We start from the raw sequence: 25999 nt of genomic DNA, 5'->3' as shown, positions 1-25999 counted from the left end.
CACCGCGATGCGGCGGGCCGGAGTTGGGAGGCTGATGGTGGGGCATCAGGAGACGACGGGAACACATCTCACGGGCGCCGACGTGCGCCAGGAGGAGACGACACCCGAAGGATCGGATCAGAGCATCAGCCGTGCCGAGACGCCGGTCGCGCCGGCTCCCCGCGCCGAGAACGCCGAGCGTCCCGCGCGCCCTTCGGCGGTGCCCAGTCCCGCGGCACTCGCCAAGCCACTGCCGCCGGCGCAGCGCGGGTCCGTCCGTCCGGTTCCGGCGCCGAGCGTGCCGGGTCCTCCCGCATCGACGAGCGCGGCCGACACACCGGCGCCCGCACCGAGTGCCCCGGCGATCGTGCACCCGGTTCCCCCGGCGTGCGGCGATCCGTCCCGATGGGGCCGGGTGGACGCGGACGGAACCGTGTACCTGCGCACCCCGGACGGTGAGCGGGAGGTCGGCAGCTGGCAGGCGGGCGCGCCGGACGAGGGCCTCGCGCACTTCGCCAGGCGCTTCGACGACCTGCTGACCGAGGCGGAGCTGCTCGCCACCCGTCTCACGACCGGCGGCGGCGACCCCAAGCATGCGTTGAACAGCGTGCGCCAGCTGCGTGAGAGCCTCGCCGACGCCGCCGTGATCGGGGACGTCGCGGGGCTCACCGCGCACCTCGACTCGTTGATCGAACGCGCCAAGGAGGCGGTCGACGGAGTCCGCAGTGCCCGGGAGGCCTCCCGGGCACAGGCGATCGCCCGCAAGGAGGAACTCGCGGCCGAGGCCGAGCAGCTCGCCGAGGAAACCACCCAGTGGAAACACGCGGGCGACCGGTTCAAGGCGATCCTCGACGAGTGGCGCGCGATCAAGGGCATCGACCGCAAGACCGACGAACAGCTGTGGAAGCGGTTCTCCCGGGCCAGGGACGGGTTCAACCGTAGGCGCGGGTCGCACTTCGCGGACCTCGACCGCCAGCGGGCCTCGGCCCGGTCCCGCAAGGAGGAGCTGGTCGTCGAGGCCGAGTCGCTGTCCGGCTCGACCGACTGGGGCCCGACCGCCGCGCGCTACAAGCAGCTCATGGCGGACTGGAAGGCGGCCGGTCGCGCGCAGAAGGATGCCGACGACACGCTCTGGCAGCGGTTCCGGGCCGCTCAGGAGGAGTTCTTCAGCCGCCGATCCGCGGTGTTCGCCGAGCGCGACGCGGAGTTCGCCGCCAACGCGGAGCTGAAGGAGAAGCTCCTGGTCGAGGCCGAGCACATCGACACGAGCAACGCCGACAACGCCCGCGCGGCGCTGCGTTCGATCCACGAGCGCTGGGAAGAAGCGGGCAAGGTGCCCCGGGAACGGATCCGGGAGCTGGAGGACCGGATGCGCGCCGTCGAGGACCGCATCCGCGAGGAGCTGGACCGCCGTTGGCACCGGTCCGACCCGGAGGCCGACGCGCGGGTCGCCCAGTTCCGCGAGCGGGTCGAGCAGTTCGAGGCCCAGGCCGCGAAGGCACGCGCGGCCGGCGACGCCCGGCGCGCGGAACGGGCCGAGGGCCAGGCAGAGCAGTGGCGGGAGTGGCTGGCCACCGCCGAGAAGGCCATCCAGCGCTGATCACAGCCTCGCGCGGCCGGCCGCACTTCGCACATCTTCGTGCTGCCTCGCACATGTCCGGACGTGTGCGACGGGACACGAAGGTGTGCGAAGTGCTCCGGCCGACGCGGTGCTAGCCGTCGGCGCGGCCGCCGGGGCGGGACCAGGCGATGCGGACCCAGAGCAGCGTCAGCAGCACCATCGCCAGCAGCGCGAGCACCATGCCGATACCGGGACCGGTGCCGCCGCCCGGCGCGGTCTGCCGCGACCACACCGCCCACAGCCCGTTCACCACGGAGAAGCCGCCACCGAGCGCGCACGCCCAGCCGATGCCCCACAACCTGCTCATCAGTGCGGCGCTCGAACCGATCACGCCGAACAGCACCGAGGTGATCCCGAACAGCCGGGGCAGGATGCCGAGATGTCCCGCGCCGAGCAGGACCTCCCAGCCGCTCGTCGACCCGGTCCACGGCAGGATGTAGGAGCCGAGCAGCACCAGCACACCGACCGCGACCACGACGGCGCCGACGCCGGGGTCGAACCGGGGCCAGCTCCGCATCCCGGACATCTCCTTGTCGAGCTGGTCCAGCCCGTCTGCCATCACACGCCTCCCACTGGAGCGACCGAGGGCCTGCCGATGCCGGGCAGGCCGAGCCCGGTCACGCTCGACCGGCCGGGCCGCTCCGACTCCGGAGCCTCGCTGATCCGTTCGTACAGGTCTCCCGCCCTGGTCCGGCGGTGGCTGCGCAGCGCGCCATCCGCGACCAGGTGGTGCGGTGCGCCGTAGGTGACCGTCGTCTCGACGACGTCACCCGGCCGCACCGCGGCGTCGCCGGGGGCGAAGTGGACGAGCCTGCCGTCCCTGGCCCGACCGCTCATCCGGCTGGTGGCCCCGTCCTTGCGTCCCTCGCCCTCGGACACCAGCACCTCGACGGTCCGGCCGATGAGTTCCTTGTTGAGCTCCCAGGCGATCTGTTCCTGCACCTCGATCAGCCGCATGTAGCGCTCGGAGACGACCGCCTTCGGCACCTGGCCGTCGAGGACAGCGGCCGGTGTTCCCGGCCTCGGCGAGTACTGGAACGTGAACGCGTTGGTGAACCGCGCCTTGCGGACGACGTCGAGTGTCGCCTCGAAGTCCTCGTCGGTCTCGCCGGGGAAGCCGACGATGATGTCGGTGCTGATCGCCGCGTGCGGGATGGCGGCACGTACCTCGTCCAGGATCGACAGGTACCGCGTCGACCGGTAGGAGCGGCGCATCGCCTTGAGCATCGCGTCCGATCCGGACTGCAGCGGCATGTGCAGCTGGGGGCACACCACCGGGGTCTCGGCCATCGCGGCGATGACGTCGCTGGTGAAGTCGCGCGGGTGCGGCGAGGTGAAGCGCACCCGCTCCAGCCCGTCGACGTCTCCGCAGGCGCGCAGCAGCTTGCCGAAGGCCGCCCGGTCGCCGAACTCCACGCCGTAGGAGTTGACGTTCTGGCCGAGCAGCGTGACCTCCAGCACCCCTTCGGAGGCCAGCGCGGACACCTCGGCGAGCACGTCGCCCGGCCGCCGGTCCACCTCGGTCCCACGCAGCGACGGGACGATGCAGAACGTGCAGGTGTTGTTGCAGCCCACCGAGATCGACACCCACGCGGCGTAACCGGACTCGCGGCGGGCGGGCAGCGTCGACGGGAAGACCTCGAGCGACTCCTTGATCTCCACCTGCGCGGTCTCGTTGTGCCGAGCGCGCTCCAGCAGCGCAGGCAACGAGCCGATGTTGTGAGTCCCGAACACGACGTCGACCCAGGGCGCCCGCCGGACGATCTCCGCACGGTCCTTCTGCGCGAGACAACCGCCGACCGCGATCTGCATGCCGGGGTGCGCGTCCTTCACCGGACGCAGATGGCCCAGGTTCCCGTACAGCCGGTTGTCCGCGTTCTCCCGCACCGCGCACGTGTTGAACACCACGACGTCGGCCTGTTCGCCGTCCCGCGTCCGCTGGTAGCCGGCGGATTCGAGCATTCCGGCGAGCCGTTCGGAGTCGTGCGTGTTCATCTGACAGCCATAGGTGCGGATGGCGTAGCTGCGGGTCGGTGAAGCCGTCACACCTGTCAGGGTATGCCTCACCAGGGACCTGAAGAGCCGGGACCCGGCAACGCGCGAGGCACCAAGCCTGGCGCCGATCAGCACCGGCAGGGCAAGATCCCGCCCGTGCACCCACCGTCTCGTCCGTTGTCCCGCCGCGCCGTGCTGCGCGCGGGCGGCGCCGCGGTGGTCGGTGGACTGCTCGCGGTCGGCGTGGCGAGCTGCGGCTCCGAGTTCGCGGGCCTGCCCAGGTTGCGCATCGGGGCCGGAGGTTCGCAGGGCGTCTACTACGCGCTGGGCAATGCGCTCGCCGACGCCTGGCTGCCCTCGCTGGACCTGGCGGAGCGACCGGAGGTACGCATCACCGCGGGCTCGGTCGAGAACGTCGCGCTGCTGGCCAAGGGCCAGGCCGACGTCGTGTTCAGCGCCGCCGACGTCGCCGAGGCCACCCTGGCATCGGCGCCGCCCGCCGGTCGCGCGCCGAGGGCGTTGGCCCGCATCTACGACGACGCGCTGCAGGTCGTCGTGTTCGCCGACTCCCCGATCACCCAGCTCGCCGACCTGCGCGGCCGACGGGTCTCGATCGGCGCGACCGACTCCGGCGTGATCGTGATGGCGAACCGGGTGATGGCCGCGGCCGGCCTGTCCGCCGACAAGGACCTCACCGCGAGCACGCTCGGCATCGACGACTCGCTCGCCGCGCTGCGCGACGGCAGGATCGACGCCTTCTTCTGGTCCGGCGGGCTGCCCACCGGTGGCGTCACCGAACTGGCAGGCAACCGGCCCATCAGGCTGCTCGACCTCAACCCGCTGATCCCGACGCTGCGCCGCGAGTACCCGGTGTACAACGTCGGGACGATTCCGGCCGGCACCTACCGGGACGCGCCGCCGGTGACGACCCTGCTGGTCAGGAACTTCCTGCTGGTGCCGGAGTCGATGGCGGACGAAACGGCCGAGGCGCTGGTCAGCGCACTGTTCGGGGCGTCGGAGCAGCTCGCCAGGGCCAACTCGGCAGGTCGGGCCATCGACACGCGCTCGGCGATCGGTACCCAGCCGATCCCGCTGCACCCCGGCGCGGAGCGCTACTACCGCTCGGTCAAGGTCTACGACTAGCGCCGTCCTGAGGCGCTGAGAACGCGCTGGGAGCACACACATCGCATTCACAGCCGACCGTTATGTAGCGCTGCTACCTTCCGGAACAGGAGTTGCCACCGAACCCACCCGAGAGATAGGAGCGGCATGCGCGCCGAAGCGTTGAAGGGCCACCTCGACGCATTGCTGCTGGCCGCCCTGGAGCCGGCACCGGCACACGGCTTCGCGCTGATGGCCGAGATCCGACGCCGGACGGACGGCACCGTCGACCTCGAGGGCGGGACGCTGTACCCGGCGCTGCGGCGTCTGGAGGAAGCCGGTCTGATCGCCGGCACCTGGACCAACGGAAGCGGCCGACGCAGGCGGGAGTACCAGCTCACCGAGCGGGGCCGCACCGCGCTGAACGACGAACGCTGTCTCTGGGAACGGTTCGTGGCCACCATCGGCGGCGCGCTCGACCCCCGGCCGGCCGTCTCGGCGCCGCTGTGCGCGCCCGCCCACTCCGCGGGGTGATCCTCAGCCGGGTCGCAGGGTGAACACCACCAGCAGCCCGCCACCGTCCGGGAGCTGAAGGCTCAGCTCGCCGCCGCCCCTGCGTACCGTGCTCGCCGCGATGGCCAGCCCCAGACCCGACCCCCTGACGTTGGCCTGGCCGGGGCTGCGCCAGAACCGGTCGGTCGCCCGGTCCAGCTCGCTCGGCGGTATCCCGGGGCCGTGGTCACGCACGGACAGCACGACGCCGTCGTCCTCACGCTGCGCTCGCACGACGATCTCACCGCCGTCCGGACTGAACTTGATCGCGTTGTCCAGGACGGCGTCCAGCAGGGTCTCCACCGCGCCGGAGGGGACCCGGACGCACAGCCCACTCTCCCCCGCCCTGCGCAGGGTGAGGCCTTCGTGCTCGGCGAGCACGCGCCACGCGTCCAGCCGGTCCTCCAGCACCTCGTCCAGCTCCAGCGGCTCCAGGTCGCTCGGTGCCCGTTCCGCCCTGGCCAGCGCGAGCAGCCCGTCCAGGACCTCGCCCAGCCGGTCGGCCTCCTCCAGCGCCGCGAGCTGTTCGGTCTCGACCGTCTCCGGATCGCCGTCCAGGTTGTTCAACCGCAGCCGCAGCGCCGTCAGCGGGTTCCGCAGCTGGTGCGACGCGTCCGCGACGAACGCGCGCTGCGCCAGGAGCGCCTCGGTCACCGTCGCGGCCATCTGGTCGAAGGACTCGGTGAGCCGGCGCAGCTCGGGTGGGCCCTTGCCGTCGGAGACCGGCTCGGCGGGCGCACCGGACATCACCGACGACGCGACCTCCGCCAGACCGGCGTCCAGCCGCTCGACCGGCCGGAGGATCCAGCGCACCAGCGGCAGCGCGGCCAGCGCGGCGAAGGCCAGTGCCACGAGGCCCGCGACCACCAGCGCGACCCATTCCAGCAGCGTCTGCCTGCGCAACGTCTCGGTGGAGGAGACGGTGACCATCGCGCCCTGGACCTCGCCGTCCACCAGCACCGGCTCGGCCAGCAGCATCGGCCTCCGGTCCCACGGCAGGATCATCTTGTACGGCTCGGAACTGCGCTTCGCCAGAGCGACCCCCACGCGTTCGGCGTGGGCCAGGTCGAACCCCGGCCGGGAGGCGGCCAGCACCGTCCGTTCCGGGGTGGGCGCGACCAGCGCGACCGCGACCCCGTGCACCTGGTCGTAGCGCTGCATGTCCAGCCGCAGGCCCGCGAAGTCGTGTTCGATCAGCGGCCGCTGGGCGAGCGAGGCGAACCACATCGTGTCCGCCAGCCGGTCCACGAACTCACGCTGGACCGCGCTGCGCAGGTCGCTGACCGCGAGCGGCACACCGAGCCCCACCAGTACCATCGCCACCAGGACACCCACGGTGACCAGCAGTCTGCGTTGCACCCGCGCCTCGCGTCAGTCGCTCGGGGTCGCCGGCCCGAGCCGGTAGCCCACCCCGCGCACCGTCTGCACCAGGTCCGGTTTGCCCAGCTTCGTCCGCAACGTCGCCACATGGACGTCGAGCGTCCGGTTCGCCCCGGGCCAGCTGCGGCCCCAGACCTCCGCGACGATCCGGTTGCGGGTGCACACCGCGCCGCCCGCCGTGGCCAGCAGCGCCAGCACCTGGAACTCCTTGCGGGACAACGTCACCGGCTCACCGTCGACCACGACCGTGTGCCGGGCCAGGTCGAGCTGCACCCCGTCGACGTCGATCCGCTCCGGCTGGCCCGCGCCGGGCAGCGTCGCGCGCCGCCGCCGGTACACCGCCTCGACCCTGGCCACCAGCTCGCCGATGTCGTACGGCTTGACGAGGTAGTCGTCCGCGCCGGTGTGCAGCCCCAGAATCCGGTCGTCGACCTCGCCCCTGGCCGACACGATGATGATCGGCAGATCACTGGTCTCCCGGATCATGCGGCACACGTCGACCCCGTCGATGTCCGGCAGACCGAGATCGAGCAGAACCACGTCGACGTCGGCGAGATGCCCCACCACGTCCCGCCCGGTGGACAGCCGGACCATGGTCATCCCATGTCGGCGAAGGGCGGGACGTAACGCGGCGGCTACCCTGTCGTCGTCTTCGACCAGCAGAATCCGCACGTGTCTCTCTCCTGTAGTGGATCATCCGCCTACGTGACCCAAGTGAGACCCTAAGCGTTGCTCAAGCGTCTGGACGAGTGCGCCCACCACCACCTAGTCTCACCCAACCTAGCTGCGCTGAGAGGTTGCTGATGGCCCAGGATTCGCCCGCGCCGACCGGCACTCCGTCGAACCACCCGATGATTCGCGTCGAACACGTCGACAAGCACTTCGGTGAGCTGCACGTTCTCAAGGACATCGACCTCGAGGTCGACGCCGGTCAGGTCGTCGTGGTGCTCGGGCCGTCCGGTTCCGGCAAGTCGACGCTGTGCCGGGCGATCAACCGCCTTGAGCCGATCGACAGCGGGGTGATCGCGGTCGACGGGAAACCGCTGCCCGCCGAGGGCAAGGAACTGGCGAAGCTGCGCGCGGACGTCGGCATGGTGTTCCAGAGCTTCAACCTGTTCGCGCACAAGACGATCCTGGAGAACGTCACGCTGGGCCCGATCAAGGTCCGCAAGACGTCGAAGCCCGACGCGGAGAAGCACGCTCTCGAGCTGCTGGAACGCGTGGGCATCGCCAACCAGCGCGACAAGTACCCCGCACAGCTCTCCGGCGGCCAGCAGCAGCGCGCGGCGATCGCGCGAGCGCTGGCGATGCGCCCCAAGGTGATGCTGTTCGACGAGCCAACCTCTGCTCTGGACCCGGAGATGGTCCAGGAGGTCCTCGACGTGATGACCGGCCTGGCCAAGGAGGGCATGACCATGCTCGTGGTCACCCACGAGATGGGCTTCGCCCGCCGCGCCGCGCACCGGGTCGTGTTCATGGCGGACGGCGAGATCGTCGAGGACGCCACCCCGGACGACTTCTTCACCCAACCACGCTCGGCCCGCGCCAAGGACTTCCTCGGCAAGATCCTCACCCACTGAACCTCGTCGTCGGGTCGACAAGACAGATGGAGACACACATGAAGTGGCGGAACCTCGCGATCGGGCTCGTGGTCGGCGCCCTGTCGCTGACCGCGTGCGGCAAGGAAGGGGCGCCGGGCGGTGGCGGCGCACCGGTGGTCAGCGAACCGGCTGCGACCGGCGTCCAGGTGGCGGGCTCCCCCACCTTCGACAAGATCTCCCAGCGTGGCCGCGTCGTCATCGGCGTCAAGGACGACCAGCCCGGTCTCGGCTTCAAGGACGCGACCACCGGCCAGTTCTCCGGCTTCGACATCGAGATCGCCCGGCTGGTCGCGTCCAAGCTCGGCTACGGCGCCGACAAGATCGACTACAAGACCGTGCCGTCGGCGGCGCGTGAGGACGCGATCGCCCGCGGCGACGTCGACTACTACGTCGGCACGTACACGATCAACGACAACCGCAAGAAGCTCGTCGGCTTCGCGGGGCCGTACTTCGTCGCCGGCCAGGGTCTGCTGGTCCGCAAGGACGACGACACGATCACCGGCAAGGACACCCTCAAGGGCAAGAAGGTCTGCTCGGTGACCGGCTCCACCCCGATCCAGCGGGTACAGCAACAGCAGCTCACCGAGCCGAACAACATCATCCAGTTCCAGACCTACAGCCAGTGCCTCGACCAGCTGCTCAACAAGCAGGTCGACGTTCTCACCACGGACGACGCGATCCTCAAGGGCTACGCGGCCCAGCAGCCGGACAAGCTGAAGCTCGCCGGTGAGGCGTTCTCCAGCGAGCCGTACGGGATCGGGCTGAACAAGGACGACGCCGCGCTGCGCGGCAAGATCGACGACGTCCTGCAGGCCTCGTTCGACGACGGGACCTGGCAGAAGATCTACGACGCCACGCTCGGCAAGTCGGGCGCCGCGTCCAGCCACCCCCAGCTGCAGCGGTACTGAGCACGCCCTTCGCCGGTGGTGACCGGCTGCACGGCCACCACCGGCGATCCGGCATCGGACAAGGAGCTCACCTGAGTGAACGTCCTACTCGACAACCTCGGGCTCTACGGGCAAGCGTTCCTCGGAACGATCAAGCTCTTCGTCGTGGCGTCCATCGGGTCACTCATCGGCGGCACGATCCTGGCCGGGCTACGGGTGAGCCCGGTGCCGGTGCTGCGTGCCTTCGGGACCGTGTACGTCAACACGGTCCGCAACACCCCGCTCACCCTGGTGTTCTTCTTCTTCGCGTTCGCCTATCCGGCGCTGGAGATAGTCGACCTGTCGTTCTTCACCCGCGCCTGCGCGGCGCTGATCCTGTACACCTCCGCGTTCGTGTGTGAGGTGGTCCGCTCCGGGATCAACACGGTGCCGGTCGGTCAGGCCGAGGCCTCCCGCGCGCTCGGGTTCACGTTCAACCAGACGCTGGCCGACATCGTGCTGCCCCAGGCGATCCGCGCGGTCGTGCCGCCGCTGACCAACATCCAGATCGCGTTGCTCAAGAACACCACGATCGCGGCGGGCTTCTCGGTGCTCGAGGCCGGCGGCATCTACAGCGTGCTGGCCGAACGGGGCTACAGCGTGCTCGTGGGGCTGCTCTGGGTGGCGCTCGGGTTCCTGATCCTGGTCATCCCGCTCACCGTGCTGCAACGGCGGCTGGACGCGAAGTGGAGCGTGGCCCGATGACCGCGGTGCTGTACGACATCCCCGGACCGAAGGCCCGCATCCGTAACGCCGGTACCGGCGTCGTCGGGGTGCTGCTGATCGTCGCCCTGCTCGGCTACGTCCTCTACCGGATGATCGTCACCGGTCAGTTCGACGGACGGCTGTGGACCTGGATCGAGTACAAGAACATCCAGCTCCTGCTGCTGAACTCGCTGCTCGCCACACTGCAGGCCTTCGCGATGGCCGCCGTGCTGTCGCTGGTGTTCGGCGCGATCTTCGCCGCGGGCAGGCTGTCCGACCATCGGTGGGTGAGCCGGCCCGCGACGGCGATCGTCGAGTTCTTCCGCGCGCTGCCACTGCTGGTCCTGATCTTCATCCTGTTCTACGGGGCGTCACGCAGCCTCGGTCTGAACGTCAGCGAGTTCTGGGCGCTCACGCTCGGCCTCACGCTCTACAACGGCTCGGTGCTCGCCGAGATCTTCCGGTCCGGTGTGCTCGCGCTGCCGAAGGGGCAGCGCGAGGCGGCGTTCGCGCTCGGCATGCGCAAGACCCAGGTCATGACGAACGTGCTGCTGCCGCAGTCGCTGCGCGCCATGCTGCCGACGATCCTCAGCCAGCTGGTGGTCGTCCTCAAGGACACCGCGCTCGGCTTCCTCATCCTGTACCCGGAGCTGCTCTACCAGGCGCGTTACCTGGGCAGCCAGGGGCAGCTGGGTGGCCCCATCCTGCAGGTCGGCATGGTGGTGGCGGTCATCTACATCGCGATGTGCCTGCTGTTGTCCGCCCTCACCCGGTACCTGGAGCGGCGTACCCGGCGGAACCCGAAGATCGCGGCCCTCGATCCGGTCGGCGCCGCGCGAGCCCAAGGTGAGGTGACGGCGTCGTCGTCCACCGGCGTTGGCGGCGCCTGAGCCGCCTCAGTCGATGTAGTGCTGGTCGTGCCGGGCCCGGACGACGTTCTTCTGCACCTTCCCGGTCGATGTCCGGGGCAGTTCTGAGACGACAATGACCGACTTGGGGACCTTGTACCCGTCCAGGGTCTGCTTGAGCGTGCCGATCAGCTCGTCCGGGTCGACCGTCTCGCCGTCCTTGGGCAGGACGACGGCGGTGATCGCCTCGGTCCACCGGGCGTGGGGCAGCCCGACCACGACCACCTCGCCGATTCGCGGATCCGCCGCGTAGACGGCCAGCTCCACCTCGATCGAGGCGACGTTCTCCCCGCCGGTCTTGATGACGTCCTTGAACCGGTCCGCGAACCACAGCACTCCGTCGGAGTCGAACCGGCCGACGTCGCCGGAGTGGAACCACCCGTGCGCGAACGCTTCCTCGGTCGCCTGCTCGTTGCGCAGGTACCCGGTCATCGTGCTGGGCCCTCGGTAGACGATCTCGCCCTGCTCACCGGTCGGGAGCAGCTCACCGTCCGGGCCCATGATCGCCACGGCCACGTTCGTCACCGGCGTGCCGACGGCGCCCAGGTGTGACAGCTGGTGCTCCGGGCGGAACAGGGTCGTCACGGGTGACATCTCGGTCTGGCCGAACAGCAGCGCGAAGTCGCAGCCGAACTCGTCGAGGCAACGACGGATGAGCGCTTCCGGCATCGCCGCCATCGCGTACGTGCACCGCCGCAGGCTGGACAGGTCACGACCGGCGAAGGAGGGGTGCTCCAGCATCGTCCGGTACATCATCGGCAGGCCGAACACCTGGGTGATCCGCTCACCTTCGATCGTGTCGAGCAGCACCCGAGGGTCGAACCCGCGCTGCACGTGGATACTCGCCCCGACCAGCACCGCGGGTGTGCAGAACGCGTTGAGCTGCGCGGTGTGGAACATCGGCATCATCGCGGCGAACCGGTCCTCCCGGCTCCAGCCGCACTCCAGCGCGGAGGACATCGACTCCAGATAGATCGCCAGGTGCCCGGTCATCACACCCTTGGGGAACGAGGTCGTGCCGCTCGTGTACAGGTAGCTGAGTGGATCGCGGTCCGCCACGAACCGGTCCGGCTCGGTGTCGACGTCGCCCTCCAGCTCACCGAACCCGCACCAGCCCCGGTCGGCGGGCTCGCGCCGATGGTCGGCACCCGTGCCCGGCGCGACGATCACCTCGGCGACGTCACCGGCGCCGGCGATCGCGTCGCTCAGCGCGTCGACCAGCTGGGACTCGACCACGACGGCTTTCGAGCGGGAATGCTCGAGCACATAGGTGACCTCCTCGCCGCGCCAGCCGAGGTTGATCGGCACGCAGACGACACCCAGCTTCGCCGCCGCGTAGTAGACGGCGAGGAACTCGGCGCTGTTCCCGGACGCGATCGCCAGCGCATCGCCGCGCCGGTAGCCGCGGTCGGCGAGCCCGTGCGCGACCCGGTTGACCCATCGGTTGAACTCGGCGTAGGTCCACCGCCGATCCCCGTCGACCACCGCGGTGCGCGCCGGGTGGGCCGCCGCCGAGCGGGCGAGCGAGTCCCCCACGTTGACCCGCTGGATGAGGTTCTCCGCCAGGCCCTGATCCGGTTCCGATCCCACGACGTCCTCCGTTGGCCGGTGGAACTACTGACCGCGGCTGGCCTCCTCGGCGCGGGCCCGCAGCCGTTCCCGGATCTCCTCCGGGGTGTACGCCCGACGCTGCCGCTCCGCGCGCGCCAGCACCACGCCGCTCGCCGCCACTCCGGCGAGCCCGGCCAACCCGATCACCTTCCACCACCGCATGGGTGCCAAGGTTAGTGGGGTGCGCGCCACTCCGTTGACCCTCGACACAGCGGTCGAGCAGACCCGAACCGGCGACATCTGGCTGTTCCGGGGCAATTCCGCCGCCGACCGGGCGATCCGGATGACCACGAACAGCCCGGTCAACCACGTCGGCATGGCCGTCGTGCTGGACGACCTGCCGCCGCTCATGTGGCACGCCGAGCTGGGCCAGTCGCTGATCGACATGTGGACCGGCACCCACCACCGGGGGGTCCAGCTGCACGACCTGCGCGACGCGGTACAGGTCTGGGCGAACCGCTACGGCCAGCGCGCCTGGCTGCGCCAGCTGGAGCCGGCGGTCACCCCCGAGATGGAAGACGGCGCACTACGGGCCATCGCCCGTCTGGACGGCACCCCGTTCCCCTCGACGACCCGCCTGGCGTCCCGCTGGTTCCTGGGCAGGCTCCCCCGCCGGGGCAAATCGGAGAACACCGAGCTGGAGACCGCCTACTGTGCCGAGGTGGTCGCCCTGACCTACCAGATGATGGGTCTGCTCCCCGAAGGCCGCCGCCCCAACTACTACGACCCGGGCCGCTTCTGGAGCGGAGACGACCTCGCCCTCGCTCCCGGCTACCACCTGACAGGCGAGCTGGAGATCCAGTAGCCCGAGAGCGACCTCGCGGCCCCTCCGGCTGGCGTCCTCGCACACCCACGTGCTGCGTCGCACATGTCCGGACGTGTGCGACGCAGCACGAAGGTGTGCGAAGTGCCCGAACGCACCGCAACCCCAATGCCAAGCCGGCGCGGAAACCACAGGAACTCGCGCCAAATACTCAACGGTCTTTCAGGAGGAGCACAGGTTCGGTCGGCAGTGTGAAGGCATGACCAACACACCGGCGGGGCCTGCAGCTCCGGCCGACCCGACTGGCGCAGGCCCCGTGCCCGCCGCCAACGACGGCCGCGCCGGTCATGCGGACAGCACCCCGCACACCACACACACGTACCCCTCGATGCCCTACAACGGCAGCCCGTACGGCACGACGACGCCGTACGGCCACCTGCCCCCGCCCGCCGGACCGCCCACCGGGATCGGGAGCCCCGGACCGGGCAAGGGACGGCGCATCGCCGGCATCGTCGCGGTCGCGGTGATCGCGGCCGCGGTCGGCGGCGGCGTCGGCGGCTACGTGGGACACGAGACGTCGAGCACCGGCACCTCCGCGATCGGCACCCTCAGCCAGCAGGCACCGGCGGCGGGCGACCAGCCGGCCGGTGCGGTCAGCACGGTGGCGCAGAAGGTCCTGCCGAGCGTCGTCAAGCTGGTCGGTTCCTCCGGCGAGGGCTCGGGTGTCGTGCTCTCCGCCGACGGCCTGATCCTCACGAACGCCCACGTCCTCGACGCGGCACAGTCCGGTGGGCTGAGCGCTACTTTCCAGAACGGTGACACCGCGCCGGTGCAGGTGGTCGGCAGCGATACCCGCGCCGACGTCGCGGTGGTCCGCGCCCAGGGTGTCTCGGGGCTGACCCCGATCCAGCTGGGCAACTCCGACGGCCTCCAGGTCGGCCAGCAGGTCGTCGCCATCGGTTCGCCGCTCGGCTTGTCCGGGACGGTGACCAGCGGCATCGTCAGCGCGCTCAACCGTCCGGTGGTGACCGCGCCGGAGCAGCAGCAGAGCCCGCAGCGCGGACTCGGCGGGCTCGGCGGCTTGGACGGGCTGTTGGCCGCACCTGCGCAGCAGGCGGCGCCGAACACCGCGCTCAGCGCGATCCAGACCGACGCGGCGATCAACCCCGGTAACTCCGGTGGTCCGCTGGTCGACATGCAGGGCCGCATCGTGGGGCTGAACTCGGCGATCGCGTCGCTCGGCTCGGGAGGCGGCGGGCAGAGTGGTTCGATCGGGCTCGGGTTCTCGATCCCGATCAACCAGGCGAAGCGCATCGCCGACGAGCTCATCGCCAACGGGCACGCGACCCAGGCGCAGCTGGGTGTCGCCGCCAGCGACGCCACCCCGGACAACGGGGCGCGACTGGTGAACGTCCAGGACGGCTCGGCAGCAGCCAAGGCGGGTCTGCAGCCCGGCGACGTGGTCACCAAGGTCGGCGATCAGCTGATCGAGGACTCCGACGGCCTGCAGGCCGCGATCAACTCGGCCGCGCCGGGCAGCACGGTGCCGCTGACCGTGCGAAGCGGGGCCGGAGCTGCACGGACAGTGTCGGTCACACTCGGGAGCGTGACCGCCTCGTAACCCTCCGAATGACGTTCAGTACGCTGATCTCCTGAGTGAGGCCGGATCCGGTTGGGAGCCCGGGAACCGGCCAGCTAGAGGCGGGGACCACAGAATCTGTGGTCCCCGCCTCTGTGTTTCTGACCGTAGAGTCGAAACCATGGGCATGAAGGTGCGTATCGGTATCGGCTCCATCCCGGTCAACGGTTCGGCGGCGGAATCGGGTCCGGGGCTCGCGGAGCTCATCGACGAGCTGGAGGCCCGCCGGATCGACTCGGTGTGGCTGTCCGACCTGGCATCCGCGCCGCACACGACCGACCCGCTGATCGGGCTCGCCTATGCGGCGGGCCGCACCGAGCGGCTGAAGCTGGGTACCGGTGTGCTGGTACTTCCCGGTCGCAATCCGGGGGTCGTCGCCGCGCAGCTCGCCGGCCTCGCCTCGCTCGCGCCGGGGCGCATCCTGCCGGCCTTCGGGGTGCGGCCCGCGCGGGCCGCCGACCGGACGCTGTTCACCGTGCCGGGCGGGCGCAGGGCGGCGGTGTTCGAGGAAGCCCTCGTCGTCGTGCGACGGCTGCTCACCGAACCGTCCGTCACTCATCACGGAGAGTTCTTCCACCTCGACGAGGCCTCGGTGGCGCCGCTGCCCGCCAAGCAGCTGGACATCTGGCTGGGTGGCAGGGCGCCGATCGGGATGAGCAGGATCGGCCGGCTCGCCGACGGGTGGCTCGGCAGCTTCCTCACCCCGGACGAGGCCGCGGTCTGCCGGTCCCAGATCAAGGAGGCCGCGGCGCAGGCGGGCCGCGAGATCGAGGAAGACCATTACGGCACGAACATCCAGGTGCTCCCGGACGGCCACGACGACAGCACCCTCGGCCCGCTGCTGGCCAGGCTCGCCAAGGACCGTCCCGAGCTGGACGATCCGGGGAAACTGATCTGCCGGGGCTGGGCGGCGGCGCGGGCCGAGATACAGCGCTTCGTCGACGTCGGCCTGACCAAGTTCGTCGTCCGGCCGGTCGTGCCGGTCACGTCGAGGAGCGACTTCCTCGACGAGTTCAGCTCCCGGCTGCTGGACCTACAGACCTGAGCTCAGCCGGGGACCTGGCCGAACGGTACCCATGGCTTCGCAACGGACCCCGTCGCGCGCGGTGTCCAGGTAGCACAGTCCGCCGTGGAACACCTCGAACGGCAGGCCGCTGCTGAGTAGCTGCTCACGGTCGAGGTCGCCAGCACCGTGGGTAGGGTGCGCGCGGGGCGCGAAGACGACGGCGACACTGGAATGCGCCATCTTTCTGATCGCTTGCCGGACGATCAGCGGAGCGAGCCCGTGCCCGCGCCCCCCCGGAGCGACGGACAGCTCGGTGAAGATCATGATCCGATCGCCGAGCATTTCCAGCCTGCCACTGAACGACTCGTCCAGCTCACGGGTCTCCACGTCGAACAGAACGTCCCGCACCTGCCTTACGTGTGTGTCGAACAGGTCGAGCGAGCCGTACGGGTCCGCGACGAACAGGTCGACGAACAGCACCTCACCGTGAGCGATCGGGATCTCCGAGGACGGATCCTCCTCGGACCGCGCGAGCAGCTCGAGATGCCAGCGGTCGGCGGAGTGGTCTGTGGCGTCCTGACAGCTCTGGACGTGGTGGAAATGGAGACACACCATGCCGAGATCAAGTGTCACTTAGGCTCCTTACGACCCGACGACCACGTTCATCCCAGCTGAGATCAACTTCGTCACACCATAAGCTCGAGTGAAGGCGATCTCAAGGTAGATGAATCGTCAACCAGCGGAAACGTCGCCGTTGCCCCAAATTTTGTCACCTATAACAGTGCCGTTTGTCAGCGATCCTCAACGAGCGGCAGGCGTACCTGGAACCGTGTATCGCCTGGTTCGGACTCGACACGCAGATCGCCGTGATGACGGTTGACGACCACCCGCCAGCTCACGTCTAGCCCCAGACCCGTCCCCTCCCCGACCCCCTTGGTCGTGAAGAACGGCTCGAACACCCGCTTACGGATGTCCGGCGGAATGCCCGGGCCGGTGTCGGCGATCTCGACCAGCAGCCACTCGTCGTCCAGTGACGTTCGCACCGTGAGCGTCCCGGAACCGTCCATCGCGCCGACGGCGTTGTCGATCAGGTTGGTCCACACCTGGTTCAGCTCGGCCGGGTAGGCGGGGATCTTGGGCAGCGTCTTGTCGAACTCCTTCACCAGCGTGATGCCCTTGGCGAACTTGCCGCTGAACATCACCAGCGTGGCCTTCAGCCCCTCGTGGATGTCGATCGACTGGTACGGCGCCCGATCGATCTGGGAGTACTGCTTCGCGGCCGCCACCAACGCCGTGATCCGGGATGTCGAGTCGGTGATCTCGCGCAGCAGGCTCTCCGTCTCGACAGTGTAGGCCAGCCAGCGCATCGCGGCGTCGAGCGAGGCGTCGGCCCCCTTGAGCTTCACCGCCGTGCGGACCTGCTCCAGGTCCGAGACCCGCAGTCCACCGGCGACGAACACCGGGGCGAGGTCCCAGCTGCCGGCCACCTCCTGGTCGTCGAGCCAGTCCCCCAGCTCGTCCTCCAGGTCGCTGGCCGCGACGGCGGACAGCTCCGGCGCCTCGTGCACGCGGTCGGCGAACTCTTCCTGCAGCCCGGTCAACGCGAGCAGCGCATCCTTGTCCAGCTTGCCCTCGGCGAGCATCCCCAGCTTGTGCCGCATCCCGGTGACCCGGTCGCGCAACGTCGAGGTCGCCCTGGCCGCCGCGGCGGCGGGGTTGTTCAGCTCATGGGTCAACCCGGCGGAGAGCTTGCCCAGCGCGAGCAGTCGCTCGCGCTGCCCGGTGATGGCCTGCCCCCGCCGGGTGCCCAGCACCATGCCTTGCAGCAGGTGCACCGCCATAGGGAACCACTCGCGGAACGCCAGGGCCAACTTGCCCGCCGGCAAGGCGAGCAATCGGACGTCGGTGATCGCTCTCGCGGCGCTGGCGTAGCCGTTCTCCAGCGACTCCTCGAGGTAGAAGGTGACCGCGCCGAGGTAGACACCGAGCTGGTCGGTGCGAGCGGTCTCGACACGCTCACCGCCGATGGTCCGGCTCGTCGCGATCGTGCCGGACAGCAGCACCCAGAAGCACCGGGCCGGGTCGCCCTCGGCGAACACCTCGGTGTCGGCGGCAACCTCGACGACGTCGCCGTGCTCGTTGACCCAGGCAAGCTGTTCGTCGGTCAGCTCGGTGAACAGGAACAGCTCACGCAGCTGGTCGAATGTCAGGTTCGCGCTCATTGCTCCCCCAGGTACCGGTGCACCAGGGTGACCGCCATGGCACCCTCACCCACAGCCGACGCTACGCGCTTCACCGACGCCGCGCGGACGTCTCCGGCGACGAAAACACCGGGAATGCTGGACTCCATGTAGTACGGGTCGCGCTGCAACGTCCAGCCCGGTGGTCGCTGCTCCGACCGGATCAGATCGGGGCCGGTCCGCAGGAATCCCAGCTCGTCACGGACCAGGGTCCCGTCGAGCCATTCGGTGCGCGGCGCGGCACCGATGAACACGAACAGGTAGCCGCTGGCGACGGTCTCGGTGCTGCCGTCGCGGGCGTCGACCAGCGTCACCCGCTCAAGGTGGTCGTCGCCGTGGGCCTGCGCGACCTGGGTGTAGTTGCGCACCGACACGTTCTCGATGCCGTCCAGCTGTTCGATCAGGTAGTGCGACATGGAGGAGCGCAGTGACTCGCCCCGGATCAGCAGGACGACCCGCTTGGCGTGCTTGGAGAAGAACACCGCGGCCTGACCGGCCGAGTTCGCGCCGCCCACGATGTAGACGTCCTGCCCGGCGCACGCGGGTGCCTCGGTGACCGCCGAGCCGTAGAACACACCCCGGCCGGTCAGCTCGGCGACACCGGGAGCGTCCAGGGTGCGGTAGGCGACGCCGGTGGCCAGCACGATGGAGTGCGCGGAGATCTCGGTACCGTCACCGAAGTGCACGACCCTGGCCGATCCGCGTGCCTCCAGCCCGGTCACCTCGCGGGCGGAGAGCGTCTCGGCACCGAACTTGCGGGCCTGGCGCCGTGCCCGGTCGGTCAGCTGGGCGCCGGACACCCCGTCCGGGAAGCCGAGGTAGTTCTCGATCCGGGAGCTCTGCCCGGCCTGGCCGCCGGTGGCCTGACGCTCGACGAGCACCGTACGCAACCCTTCGGACGCCCCGTAGACGGCGGCACCCAGCCCCGCCGGGCCCGCACCGACGACGACCAGGTCGTAGAACTCGGCGGAAGGCTCGGTGGACAGCCCGACCGCGCCGGCGATCTGTGCGTCGGACGGCTGGCACAGCGCCGCGCCGTCCGAGGTGATCACCACCGGGATGTCCTCGGGGCACGCGCCCGCCGCTTCGAGCAGCCGCAGCCCCTCCGGCTCCTCGACGCTGAAGTAGCGGTACGGCACGGCGTTGCGTGCCAGGAAGTCCCTGGCCTGGAAGGACGGCGCGGACCAGCGGTGGCCGATCACCTTGGTCTCCTGCACCGCGGTGTCCCCGGTCGCCCGCCACGTCTCGATGAGCGCGTCGACGACCGGGTAGAGCTTCTCCTCCGGCGGGTCCCACGGCTTGAGCAGGTAGTGGTCGACGTCCACCAGGTTGATCGCCTGGATCGCGGCGTCGGTGTCGGCGTAGGCGGTCAGCAGCGCGCGGCGGGCCCTGGGGAACAGGTCCATCGCCTGTTCGAGGAACTCGATGCCGTTCATCTGCGGCATCCGGTAGTCGGCGAGCATCGCCGCGACCATCTCGCCGCGCAGCTTCAGCTCGCGCAGCGCGTCCAACGCATCCATCGCGGAGTCGGCCCGGATGATCCGGAAGTCCGCTCCGTAGCGTCGACGCAGATCACGCGCCACCGCACGAGAGACACCCGGATCGTCGTCGACCGTCAGCAGAACGGGCTTACCCATGACACCATCCTCCCTCAATCCTGACCTCCGCATAACCTGACTCGGGTGAGCCCGTGTCTGGAGATGGATCTCGCGGTCGTGCGGGCCCGGTACCTGGAGCTGAGGATCGCGTTGCCCGAGGCCAGGGTGTTCTACGCGGTGAAGGCCAACCCGGAACCCGACGTGCTCAGGACCCTCGCCGAAGCGGGCAGCGGGTTCGATGTCGCCTCGATCGGCGAGATCACCCTGGTGCTGGAGCTGGGCGCGGACCCGGGCTCGCTGTGTCACGCCAACCCGGTGCGCACACCCGAGGAGACGGCTTCGGCGTTCGCCGCCGGAGTCCATCTGTTCGTGACCGACAGCGCGGAGGACCTGGACGTGCTCGCGCTGCACGCTCCCGGGGCCTCGGTGCTGGTGCGGCTGGCGGTGGACGACTCGGGTTCGGCGACGCCGTTCGGCGGCAAGTTCGGCTGTTCCGAGGACGAGGCCGCCGTCCTGCTGCCCCGGGCCGCCGCGCTCGGGCTGGACGTCGCGGGGCTGAGCTTCCACGTCGGTTCGCAGCAGTCGGACCCGAAGGCATGGAGCGGCGCGATCGCTGCCTGCGCGCGAGTCGCTTCGTCCTCGGGTGTCGAGCTTCGTCTGCTGGACCTCGGCGGCGGGTTCCCGGTCCGCTATCGGGAGCCGGTTGCCTCACTGTCCGAGTGCGCCTCGGCGATCTCGGACGCGCTGGCGCTCGCTTTTCCGGCCCGACGACCCGAGCTGGCGGTCGAACCGGGTCGGGTGCTGGTCGCCGAGGCCGGGGTGCTGCACGCGCGGGTGGTGCGCGTGTCCCGGCGGCACGACGGGCGACGCTGGGTCTACCTGGACGTCGGCCGGTACGGCGGTCTGGCCGAGACGGAGGGCGAAGCGATCCGCTACCGGCTCCGCACCCCGCACGACGACGGTCCGCTGGAGCCCTCGGTGCTGGCCGGCCCCACGTGCGACGGCGACGACGTGCTCTACCGAGAGGTCCCCCTGCCCACGGCGCTGCGCGCGGGCGACCCGGTCCGTCTGCTGGCCGCCGGTGCCTACACGGCCAGCTACGCCTCGATCGCCTTCAACGGCCTCCCCCCGCTCCCGGTCCACTGCACCGACTCCGCGCACCCTGTGCCGACACCGCGCACCTGACGCCCACCCCGCGCTATGCGCACACAGCGCGGCGTCACCGGAGGGTGCGCGCCGTCGACCGCGGCTCCGCGGTGCCGACGGATCGCGCACGGCGCCAGCCATCAACAAACGACCTGACACCGCGCACCCTGTGTCCACACCGCGCGACGTGCACATAGCGCGACGTGATCGCAAGGTGCGCGCCGTCAGCCGCGGGCGCGCGGGGCCGACGGATCGCGCACGGCGCCAGCCACCAGCAAACGACCTGACACCGCGCACCCTGTGTCCACACCGCGCGACGTGCACATAGCGCGACGTGGTGGGAAGGTGCGCGGGGTGGGCACGGGGTGCGCGGTGTGGCGCGCGCGGACGGCTTTTACGCTGCTGGGGTGGATGATGTGGCGCGGGCGTTCTCGGGGCGGCACGTGTTGGCCGAGCTCGCCGGGATCGACGCCGCGCTGCTCGACGACGACCGCGCGCTGCGCGCCTGCCTCGCCGAGTCGCTGACCGACGCGGGGGCGACCGTCCTGCACGTGGTGACCCACCGGTTCGAGCCGCGCGGGGTGACCGTGCTGGCGATGCTCGCCGAGTCGCACGCCTCGATCCACACCTGGCCGGAGCGGGGCTGCGCGTTCGTGGACGTGTTCACCTGCGGCGACGCCGCCGACCCCGAACGCGCGGTCGCACTGCTCACCGAACGTCTCGGCGCACAGCGCCTGGACATCGACACCGTGCACCGGGGCTCGACACCCGGCCAGGTCGTCGAGCCGATGGCGGACGGCCTGCGGCGGGTCTGGGACGTGGCGGACGTGCTGTGGTCGGGCCGCACCGCCTACCAGGACGTACTGATCGCCCGCACCGCGCACGGCATCACCCTGTTCTGCGACGACGAACGGCAGAGCAGCGAGGCCAGCCAGCTCGTCTACCACGAGGCGTTGCTGGTCCCGGCGCTGCTGCTCGCCGAGCGACGGGACCGCGTTCTGGTGATCGGCTCCAGCGAGGGTGTGGTCAGCGAGCTGGCGGTCGCCGCCGGCGCGAGCACCGTGGACCACGTGGACATCGACGCGGACTGCGTCCGGGCCTGCGCGCGGTGGCTGCCCTACGGCTACACCCCCGGATCGCTGGCCGACGCGGAACGCGGCGACGGCCCGGTCCGGATGCACTACGAGGACGGCTGGCGGTACCTGACCGGCACCGACCACCGCTACGACGTCGTGGTCGTCGACCTCCCGGACGAGCGTCCCGAGGACCCGTCGGCGCAGCACAACCGGCTGTACGGCGAGGAGTTCCTGCGCCTCGCCGCGAGCGTCCTGCGTCCCGGCGGTGTGGTGGTCGGCCAGGCCGGCTGCGCGACGCTGTGGCGCAACGAGACGCTCCTGCGCTCGGTCCGGCGGTTCGGCGAGGTGTTCCCGACCGTTCTGCACTACGGGTCCGACGAGCACGAGTGGTCATTCCTGACCGGCTCGCCGCACGCGGTGCCCGATCCGGTCGACCGGGTGCTGCGCGAGCTGCCGACGCTGCCCTACCGACCGTCCTCGCTGGACGCCGACTCCGTGCGCAGGGGCGCGGTGCTGCCCCACGCCGCCCGGCACCCGTGAGCTGTCTCAGCGACCAGGGCTTACCATGGCCGCATGGGTGCCCTCCAGCCGATGCACTGGCTCATCGTGGTCGTCGTTCTCGTGGTCCTGTTCGGCGCCAAGCGGCTGCCTGACGCCGCGCGGAGCCTCGGCAAGTCCGCGCGCATCCTCAAGGCGGAGGTCGGCGGTCTCCACGACGACCCGGCCAAGCCCGCCGAGGCGAAGTCGGTCGAGACCAAGCCGGCTGACTGACCTCCGGCGTGCACAGCGACTTCACGACCCTCGCCTGCGCGCCGGAGAGCGTGCTGGACGACGACCAGCTGGCGCTCCTGCCTGAGGACAGCGCCCCGGCGCCCTGGTCGCTGCGTGCCAGCACGCTGATCTGGACCGGCCATCCCGACGCGAGGGCCAAGGCCGCGATCGCCGAGATCGTGCCGTCCGAGATCAGCAGGGATGCGGTCCCGGTCCGTACCGTCGGCGCGTTCATCCACTACCTGGACACCCCGGTCGGCAGCTACTCCGAGATCATCGGCCTGGTCGTCTACCGGCGCGGCGCCTCGCTGTTCGGCCACGTCCCGTTCATCGCGGTCGACTCCCCGGTCAGCGTCGTCGGCGGCCGCACCAACTGGGCGCTGCCCAAGACGCTGGCGACCTTCGAGGGCAAGCCCGCCGACCGGGTCCCGATGTCGGTCACCGGGCGGGGCTGGCGGGTCGAAGCGACCGCACGCGCCGCGCGACTGCCGATCCCGACCGTGTCGCCCGGGCTGCTGCCGATGGTCCAGCTCGGCCCCGACGGTGCTCTGTGGACCGCCCGGCCGTCCGGCTACGGCCTGATCCGACCGGCGAGGATCGACGTCCGGGTCGACTCCAACCGGACGGACGTGTCACTGAAGGACTGGTTCCCGACCGGCGCCCGGCGCGGCATCCTCGGTGCCCAGATGCGCTCGAGCTTCAGCGCCCCCGGCTGAGCTCACCCGGGGGCATACGCGATCGCCATCAGGTGAGCGCTCGCGCCCAGCAGGCTCGGCTCGGTCTCCACCCGGCGGATCATCCGCAGCAGGGTCTCTCGGCGCGTCGGGTCGTCCAGCGCCGCGCCGACGTCGGCGAACGAACCGACACCCTCGACCGCCAGCACCTGAACCCGGTCGAACCCAGCCCTGGCCACCTCGTCCCGCAGCTCGTCGGCGCGGTGGAAGTAGGCGAGGGTGAACCACTCGGGGCGCCCGGCCGGGTCCGGGTTGTGGTGCACCCCGTCACGCAGGTCGCCCTCCACGATCGCCTCGAAGGCCGGGTCGTCGGCGTCACCGCGCAGCACCCCGTCGTAGGTGGAGGCGAACCGGGACACCGCCGCCGCGAGCAGTACCCCGCCCGGCCGTAGCACCCGCCGGGCCTCGGCCAACGCGCGTTGCCGGTCCTCGGCGTCGACCAGGTGGTACAGCGGGCCGAACAGCAACGCGGCATCCGCGCCTCCGTCCGGGTAGGGAAGGTCCCGCGCATCGCCGACCTGCGCCGAGGCCAACGGAGTGTCGGCCTGCGCCGCCGACGCGCGCCGCGCCGTCTCGATGTGCGTGGGCACCGGGTCGAGCAGGTGCACCGTGTACCCGGACCGGGCCAGCGGCAGCGCGTAGGGCCCTTCGGCGCCGCCGATGTCCAGCACCGTCGCGGGCGCCTCGGGCAGGAACCGGGCCAACAGCTCCCGGGTACGGACCGCCTCCAGCCTCCCCCAGGTCGTCAGGCGGTCGCGCTCCACACCGGCCTCGTAGTGGGCCCGGATGTCCGCGTCGAGTGGCATGCTCATGCCCGCGCACGTTATCGACCGACCGCGATCGGATCATCCGAGTTCTCCGCCGAGGCGGGCCGGACACGATGAACCACCAGCACCGCGATCAGCCCGAGGACCAACCCGAGCACCGTGCGCCACCCCAGTGGCTCACCGAACATCAGCGCACCCCACACCGTCGTGACCGGCGCCATGAGGAACATCAGCGCGTTGACCCTGGTGACTCCGCTACGGCGCAGGAGCAGCCAGTACAGGCCGTACCCGCCGAATGTGGACAGCAGCACCAGCCAGCCGACCGACAGCCAGAAGGTGCCGGTGCTCGGTGGGACGGCGACGCCGGCCGACGCGGCGAGCACCGTGAACACGACGGCGCTGCTGAGACAGTGCACGCTCAGCGCGAGCAGCGGTGGTGCACCGGCCTCGGTGCGGCGTTCCAGGAAGGTCGCGGCCACCAGGCAGAGCATCCCGAGGAAGGGAACGCCGTAGGCCCAGAGCGCCACCGCCGGGTTGGCCGAGGCGTCGGCCGAGGTCACCACGATCACTCCGGTGAGGCCGAGGACGAGCCCGATCCACTGTCGCCGGGACACGTACTGGCGCAGCAGCGGGCCGGACAGAGCGCCCGCGACCAGCGGCTGGGTGCCGTCGATCAGCGCGGTGGTACCGCTGGACACACCCAGCTGGATAGCTGCGTAGACGGTCAGCAGGTAGCCGCTCTGGGACAACAGCCCGATGCCGACCTCACGGCCGAGCATGCGGGGCGACCATTCCCGCCATCGCGCCCGGTACACGACGGCGGCGACCGCGACCAGCACGAGCGCCAGTGGAACGAACCGCCACATCAGCAGCGTGAGCGCCGAGGCCTGGCCGACGCCGAGCTTCGCCCCGATGAAGCCTGAGCTCCAGCAGAGCACGAATCCGAGTGCCAGCAGCATGTCCACCTCAACTAAACAGATCGGTATACCTACTGACACAGGTAAACAGATCGGTCTACACTCGGTCAAGTGGACGGACAGCTGACACCCGGAGCCCGGAAGGTCCTCGACGCCGCGAGCACGCTGTTCTACGAGCGCGGCATCCACGCGATCGGCGTCGACACGATCGCCAAGGCGGCGGGCGTCACCAAGAAGACGCTCTACGACCGGTTCGGCTCGAAGGACCAGATCATCGTCGCCTACCTGCGCGACCGGGAGCAGCGCTGGCGGACGTTCCTGGCCGACCACCTCGCCGCCGTCCCCGAGGAACGGCGACTGCTCGGCATCTTCGAGGCATCTGCACGCTGGGCCGCCGAGTACTCGCCTCGCGGATGCAGCTTCATCAACGCGCGAGCGGAGCTACCGGACCCCGAGCACCCGGCGTTCGCGATCATCGACGAGTCCAAGGCGTTCATGCTGGCGCGCTTCGCCGAGCACGCCGGGACCCGAGCCGGTCACGACCCGGTCGAGCTGGCCGAATCCCTGTTCATCCTGCACGAAGGCGCACTGGTCACCGGCGGGCTCGGCTCGGTACCGGATGCCTGGCCACGCGCGATTCGAGCGGCCGAACAGATGATCAACGCGGACTGACCGGCCACTCCGCCGACGCCAGGACCCGCATCAACGCCTCCTGACTACCGGGCGGCGGCACCGTCGACAGGACCCGACTGGTCTCGACGTAGGCCCACTGGGCCTCTGTCCCCGGCCGGGGTTCACGCCGGTAGCACCAACGGGTCGTACGACCCCGGCGGTCCGCGCCGAACAGCTCGACCTCTTTCGGCGGCTCGCCGTGCTCACCGACCTCCACCGACAGCGTCATGCGGTGGTTGCCCTCGCGGTCACAGAACGGAATCTCTCTCGGAGCAGACATCGGCAGTCCTC

27 protein-coding genes are annotated in these 25999 nt (G+C 70.4%); 15 read left to right on the top strand and 12 right to left on the bottom strand.

Annotation, left to right across the window (positions count from 1 at the left end; genetic code table 11):
* Positions 1-34: 34 nt before the first annotated feature.
* Positions 35-1579, top strand: coding sequence for a DUF349 domain-containing protein (locus G406_RS53410; protein ID WP_084216906.1), 1545 nt, complete (start codon positions 35-37; stop codon positions 1577-1579).
* Positions 1580-1691: 112 nt separating this feature from the next.
* Here G406_RS53410 and G406_RS53405 read toward each other — a convergent pair whose 3' ends face one another.
* Complete coding sequence (locus G406_RS53405; RefSeq protein ID WP_037081440.1) at positions 1692-2159, bottom strand: Rv2732c family membrane protein; 468 nt, start codon at positions 2157-2159, stop codon at positions 1692-1694.
* Entirely contained in the window at positions 2159-3646 is a 1488-nt protein-coding gene (gene miaB / locus G406_RS0143380) for a tRNA (N6-isopentenyl adenosine(37)-C2)-methylthiotransferase MiaB (RefSeq protein ID WP_028938747.1), read from the bottom strand. The genes G406_RS53405 and miaB overlap by 1 nt, the downstream gene beginning before the upstream one ends.
* 105 nt (positions 3647-3751) lie before the next feature.
* Between miaB and G406_RS0143375 the strand changes: the two genes are divergently transcribed.
* Both G406_RS0143375 and G406_RS53400 read left to right on the top strand, forming a co-directional pair.
* Positions 3752-4738 (top strand): TAXI family TRAP transporter solute-binding subunit, encoded by a 987-nt coding sequence (locus G406_RS0143375; RefSeq protein WP_245607444.1) that lies wholly within the window; start codon positions 3752-3754, stop codon positions 4736-4738.
* A 126-nt stretch (positions 4739-4864) separates the two neighbouring features.
* Positions 4865-5230 (top strand): PadR family transcriptional regulator, encoded by a 366-nt coding sequence (locus tag G406_RS53400; RefSeq protein ID WP_051343462.1) that lies wholly within the window; start codon positions 4865-4867, stop codon positions 5228-5230.
* A 3-nt stretch (positions 5231-5233) separates the two neighbouring features.
* On the opposite strand, the gene G406_RS0143365 is transcribed toward G406_RS53400, so the two are convergent.
* Both G406_RS0143365 and G406_RS0143360 read right to left on the bottom strand, forming a co-directional pair.
* Entirely contained in the window at positions 5234-6607 is a 1374-nt protein-coding gene (locus G406_RS0143365) for a sensor histidine kinase (protein ID WP_028938745.1), read from the bottom strand.
* 12 nt (positions 6608-6619) lie between these two features.
* On the bottom strand, positions 6620-7300 hold the full coding sequence (locus G406_RS0143360) for a response regulator transcription factor (RefSeq protein WP_028938744.1): 681 nt from the start codon (positions 7298-7300) through the stop codon (positions 6620-6622).
* Between the two features lie 179 nt (positions 7301-7479).
* Here G406_RS0143360 and G406_RS0143355 point away from each other — a divergent pair, with 179 nt between their 5' ends.
* From G406_RS0143355 to G406_RS0143340, 4 genes are all read left to right on the top strand, one after another.
* The gene (locus G406_RS0143355) at positions 7480-8208 is read left to right on the top strand and encodes an amino acid ABC transporter ATP-binding protein (protein ID WP_028938743.1); all 729 of its coding nucleotides are present in this window, start codon (positions 7480-7482) and stop codon (positions 8206-8208) included.
* A gap of 38 nt (positions 8209-8246) precedes the next feature.
* Entirely contained in the window at positions 8247-9137 is an 891-nt protein-coding gene (locus tag G406_RS0143350) for a glutamate ABC transporter substrate-binding protein (RefSeq protein ID WP_028938742.1), read from the top strand.
* Positions 9138-9212: 75 nt separating this feature from the next.
* Positions 9213-9860 (top strand): amino acid ABC transporter permease, encoded by a 648-nt coding sequence (locus G406_RS0143345; RefSeq protein WP_028938741.1) that lies wholly within the window; start codon positions 9213-9215, stop codon positions 9858-9860.
* On the top strand, positions 9857-10750 hold the full coding sequence (locus G406_RS0143340; protein ID WP_028938740.1) for an amino acid ABC transporter permease: 894 nt from the start codon (positions 9857-9859) through the stop codon (positions 10748-10750). The genes G406_RS0143345 and G406_RS0143340 overlap by 4 nt, the downstream gene beginning before the upstream one ends.
* A gap of 6 nt (positions 10751-10756) precedes the next feature.
* On the opposite strand, the gene G406_RS0143335 is transcribed toward G406_RS0143340, so the two are convergent.
* Entirely contained in the window at positions 10757-12358 is a 1602-nt protein-coding gene (locus tag G406_RS0143335) for an AMP-binding protein (protein ID WP_245607443.1), read from the bottom strand.
* A gap of 24 nt (positions 12359-12382) precedes the next feature.
* Positions 12383-12541 carry a hypothetical protein gene (locus G406_RS58085; RefSeq protein ID WP_169736891.1) on the bottom strand — a complete coding sequence of 53 codons (159 nt, stop codon included), beginning with the start codon at positions 12539-12541 and terminating at the stop codon, positions 12383-12385.
* Between the two features lie 19 nt (positions 12542-12560).
* Between G406_RS58085 and G406_RS0143325 the strand changes: the two genes are divergently transcribed.
* From G406_RS0143325 to G406_RS0143315, 3 genes are all read left to right on the top strand, one after another.
* Positions 12561-13184, top strand: a complete 624-nt coding sequence (locus tag G406_RS0143325; RefSeq protein WP_211241450.1) for a C40 family peptidase — start codon at positions 12561-12563, stop codon at positions 13182-13184.
* A 217-nt stretch (positions 13185-13401) separates the two neighbouring features.
* Positions 13402-14763 (top strand): S1C family serine protease, encoded by a 1362-nt coding sequence (locus G406_RS53395; protein WP_084216902.1) that lies wholly within the window; start codon positions 13402-13404, stop codon positions 14761-14763.
* Positions 14764-14902: 139 nt separating this feature from the next.
* Positions 14903-15826 (top strand): TIGR03854 family LLM class F420-dependent oxidoreductase, encoded by a 924-nt coding sequence (locus tag G406_RS0143315; RefSeq protein WP_211241449.1) that lies wholly within the window; start codon positions 14903-14905, stop codon positions 15824-15826.
* Here the strand turns inward: G406_RS0143315 and G406_RS0143310 are convergent.
* From G406_RS0143310 to G406_RS0143300, 3 genes are all read right to left on the bottom strand, one after another.
* Entirely contained in the window at positions 15815-16420 is a 606-nt protein-coding gene (locus G406_RS0143310) for a hypothetical protein (RefSeq protein WP_156935474.1), read from the bottom strand. The genes G406_RS0143315 and G406_RS0143310 overlap by 12 nt on opposite strands.
* 158 nt (positions 16421-16578) lie before the next feature.
* A complete protein-coding gene (locus tag G406_RS0143305; protein ID WP_028938735.1) occupies positions 16579-18009 on the bottom strand; it encodes an ATP-binding protein in 1431 nt (476 codons plus the stop codon).
* Complete coding sequence (locus G406_RS0143300) at positions 18006-19664, bottom strand: NAD(P)/FAD-dependent oxidoreductase (RefSeq protein ID WP_028938734.1); 1659 nt, start codon at positions 19662-19664, stop codon at positions 18006-18008. Before G406_RS0143300 ends, G406_RS0143305 begins: the two co-directional genes overlap by 4 nt.
* A gap of 45 nt (positions 19665-19709) precedes the next feature.
* Here G406_RS0143300 and G406_RS0143295 point away from each other — a divergent pair, with 45 nt between their 5' ends.
* From G406_RS0143295 to G406_RS55125, 4 genes are all read left to right on the top strand, one after another.
* Positions 19710-20810, top strand: a complete 1101-nt coding sequence (locus G406_RS0143295; protein WP_245607442.1) for a type III PLP-dependent enzyme — start codon at positions 19710-19712, stop codon at positions 20808-20810.
* A gap of 368 nt (positions 20811-21178) precedes the next feature.
* Positions 21179-22387 carry an adenosylmethionine decarboxylase gene (gene speD / locus G406_RS0143290; RefSeq protein ID WP_028938732.1) on the top strand — a complete coding sequence of 403 codons (1209 nt, stop codon included), beginning with the start codon at positions 21179-21181 and terminating at the stop codon, positions 22385-22387.
* 33 nt (positions 22388-22420) lie between these two features.
* Positions 22421-22618, top strand: coding sequence for a Sec-independent protein translocase subunit TatA (tatA, locus tag G406_RS0143285; protein WP_028938731.1), 198 nt, complete (start codon positions 22421-22423; stop codon positions 22616-22618).
* Positions 22619-22626: 8 nt separating this feature from the next.
* On the top strand, positions 22627-23334 hold the full coding sequence (locus G406_RS55125) for an acetoacetate decarboxylase family protein (RefSeq protein ID WP_051343457.1): 708 nt from the start codon (positions 22627-22629) through the stop codon (positions 23332-23334).
* A 2-nt stretch (positions 23335-23336) separates the two neighbouring features.
* Here G406_RS55125 and G406_RS0143275 read toward each other — a convergent pair whose 3' ends face one another.
* Together G406_RS0143275 and G406_RS0143270 are read right to left on the bottom strand one after the other, a co-directional pair.
* Positions 23337-24164, bottom strand: coding sequence for a class I SAM-dependent methyltransferase (locus G406_RS0143275; protein ID WP_028938730.1), 828 nt, complete (start codon positions 24162-24164; stop codon positions 23337-23339).
* An 11-nt stretch (positions 24165-24175) separates the two neighbouring features.
* Positions 24176-25078, bottom strand: coding sequence for a DMT family transporter (locus G406_RS0143270; protein ID WP_211241448.1), 903 nt, complete (start codon positions 25076-25078; stop codon positions 24176-24178).
* A gap of 69 nt (positions 25079-25147) precedes the next feature.
* On the opposite strand from G406_RS0143270, the gene G406_RS0143265 reads away from it, so the two are divergent.
* Positions 25148-25708: a TetR/AcrR family transcriptional regulator gene (locus G406_RS0143265; protein ID WP_028938728.1), complete on the top strand. Its 561-nt coding sequence runs from the start codon at positions 25148-25150 to the stop codon at positions 25706-25708.
* Here the strand turns inward: G406_RS0143265 and G406_RS0143260 are convergent.
* Positions 25695-25988, bottom strand: coding sequence for a hypothetical protein (locus G406_RS0143260; protein ID WP_028938727.1), 294 nt, complete (start codon positions 25986-25988; stop codon positions 25695-25697). The genes G406_RS0143265 and G406_RS0143260 overlap by 14 nt on opposite strands.
* Between the last annotated feature and the right edge of the window lie 11 nt (positions 25989-25999).

It is taken from the genome of Actinospineispora spinosispora DSM 44797, from assembly GCF_000429025.1.
GTDB classification, from domain to species: Bacteria; Actinomycetota; Actinomycetes; order Mycobacteriales; family Pseudonocardiaceae; genus Pseudonocardia; species Pseudonocardia spinosispora.
The sequence above is the reverse complement of the archived record's forward strand: the minus strand, read 5'-3'. Positions and strand labels throughout refer to the sequence as shown.

Coding starts and splice junctions, on each gene's coding strand:
- G406_RS53405 (WP_037081440.1), bottom strand. CDS start 2,159: ATGGCAGACGGGCTGGACCAGCTCGACAAGGAGATGTCCGGGATGCGG.
- G406_RS0143315 (WP_211241449.1), top strand. CDS start 14,903: ATGGGCATGAAGGTGCGTATCGGTATCGGCTCCATCCCGGTCAACGGT.
- G406_RS58085 (WP_169736891.1), bottom strand. CDS start 12,541: ATGCGGTGGTGGAAGGTGATCGGGTTGGCCGGGCTCGCCGGAGTGGCG.
- G406_RS0143350 (WP_028938742.1), top strand. CDS start 8,247: ATGAAGTGGCGGAACCTCGCGATCGGGCTCGTGGTCGGCGCCCTGTCG.
- G406_RS0143260 (WP_028938727.1), bottom strand. CDS start 25,988: ATGTCTGCTCCGAGAGAGATTCCGTTCTGTGACCGCGAGGGCAACCAC.
- G406_RS0143305 (WP_028938735.1), bottom strand. CDS start 18,009: ATGAGCGCGAACCTGACATTCGACCAGCTGCGTGAGCTGTTCCTGTTC.
- tatA (WP_028938731.1), top strand. CDS start 22,421: ATGGGTGCCCTCCAGCCGATGCACTGGCTCATCGTGGTCGTCGTTCTC.
- G406_RS0143275 (WP_028938730.1), bottom strand. CDS start 24,164: ATGAGCATGCCACTCGACGCGGACATCCGGGCCCACTACGAGGCCGGT.
- G406_RS0143270 (WP_211241448.1), bottom strand. CDS start 25,078: ATGCTGCTGGCACTCGGATTCGTGCTCTGCTGGAGCTCAGGCTTCATC.
- G406_RS0143355 (WP_028938743.1), top strand. CDS start 7,480: ATGATTCGCGTCGAACACGTCGACAAGCACTTCGGTGAGCTGCACGTT.
- G406_RS0143340 (WP_028938740.1), top strand. CDS start 9,857: ATGACCGCGGTGCTGTACGACATCCCCGGACCGAAGGCCCGCATCCGT.
- G406_RS53395 (WP_084216902.1), top strand. CDS start 13,402: ATGACCAACACACCGGCGGGGCCTGCAGCTCCGGCCGACCCGACTGGC.
- G406_RS53410 (WP_084216906.1), top strand. CDS start 35: ATGGTGGGGCATCAGGAGACGACGGGAACACATCTCACGGGCGCCGAC.
- G406_RS0143300 (WP_028938734.1), bottom strand. CDS start 19,664: ATGGGTAAGCCCGTTCTGCTGACGGTCGACGACGATCCGGGTGTCTCT.
- G406_RS53400 (WP_051343462.1), top strand. CDS start 4,865: ATGCGCGCCGAAGCGTTGAAGGGCCACCTCGACGCATTGCTGCTGGCC.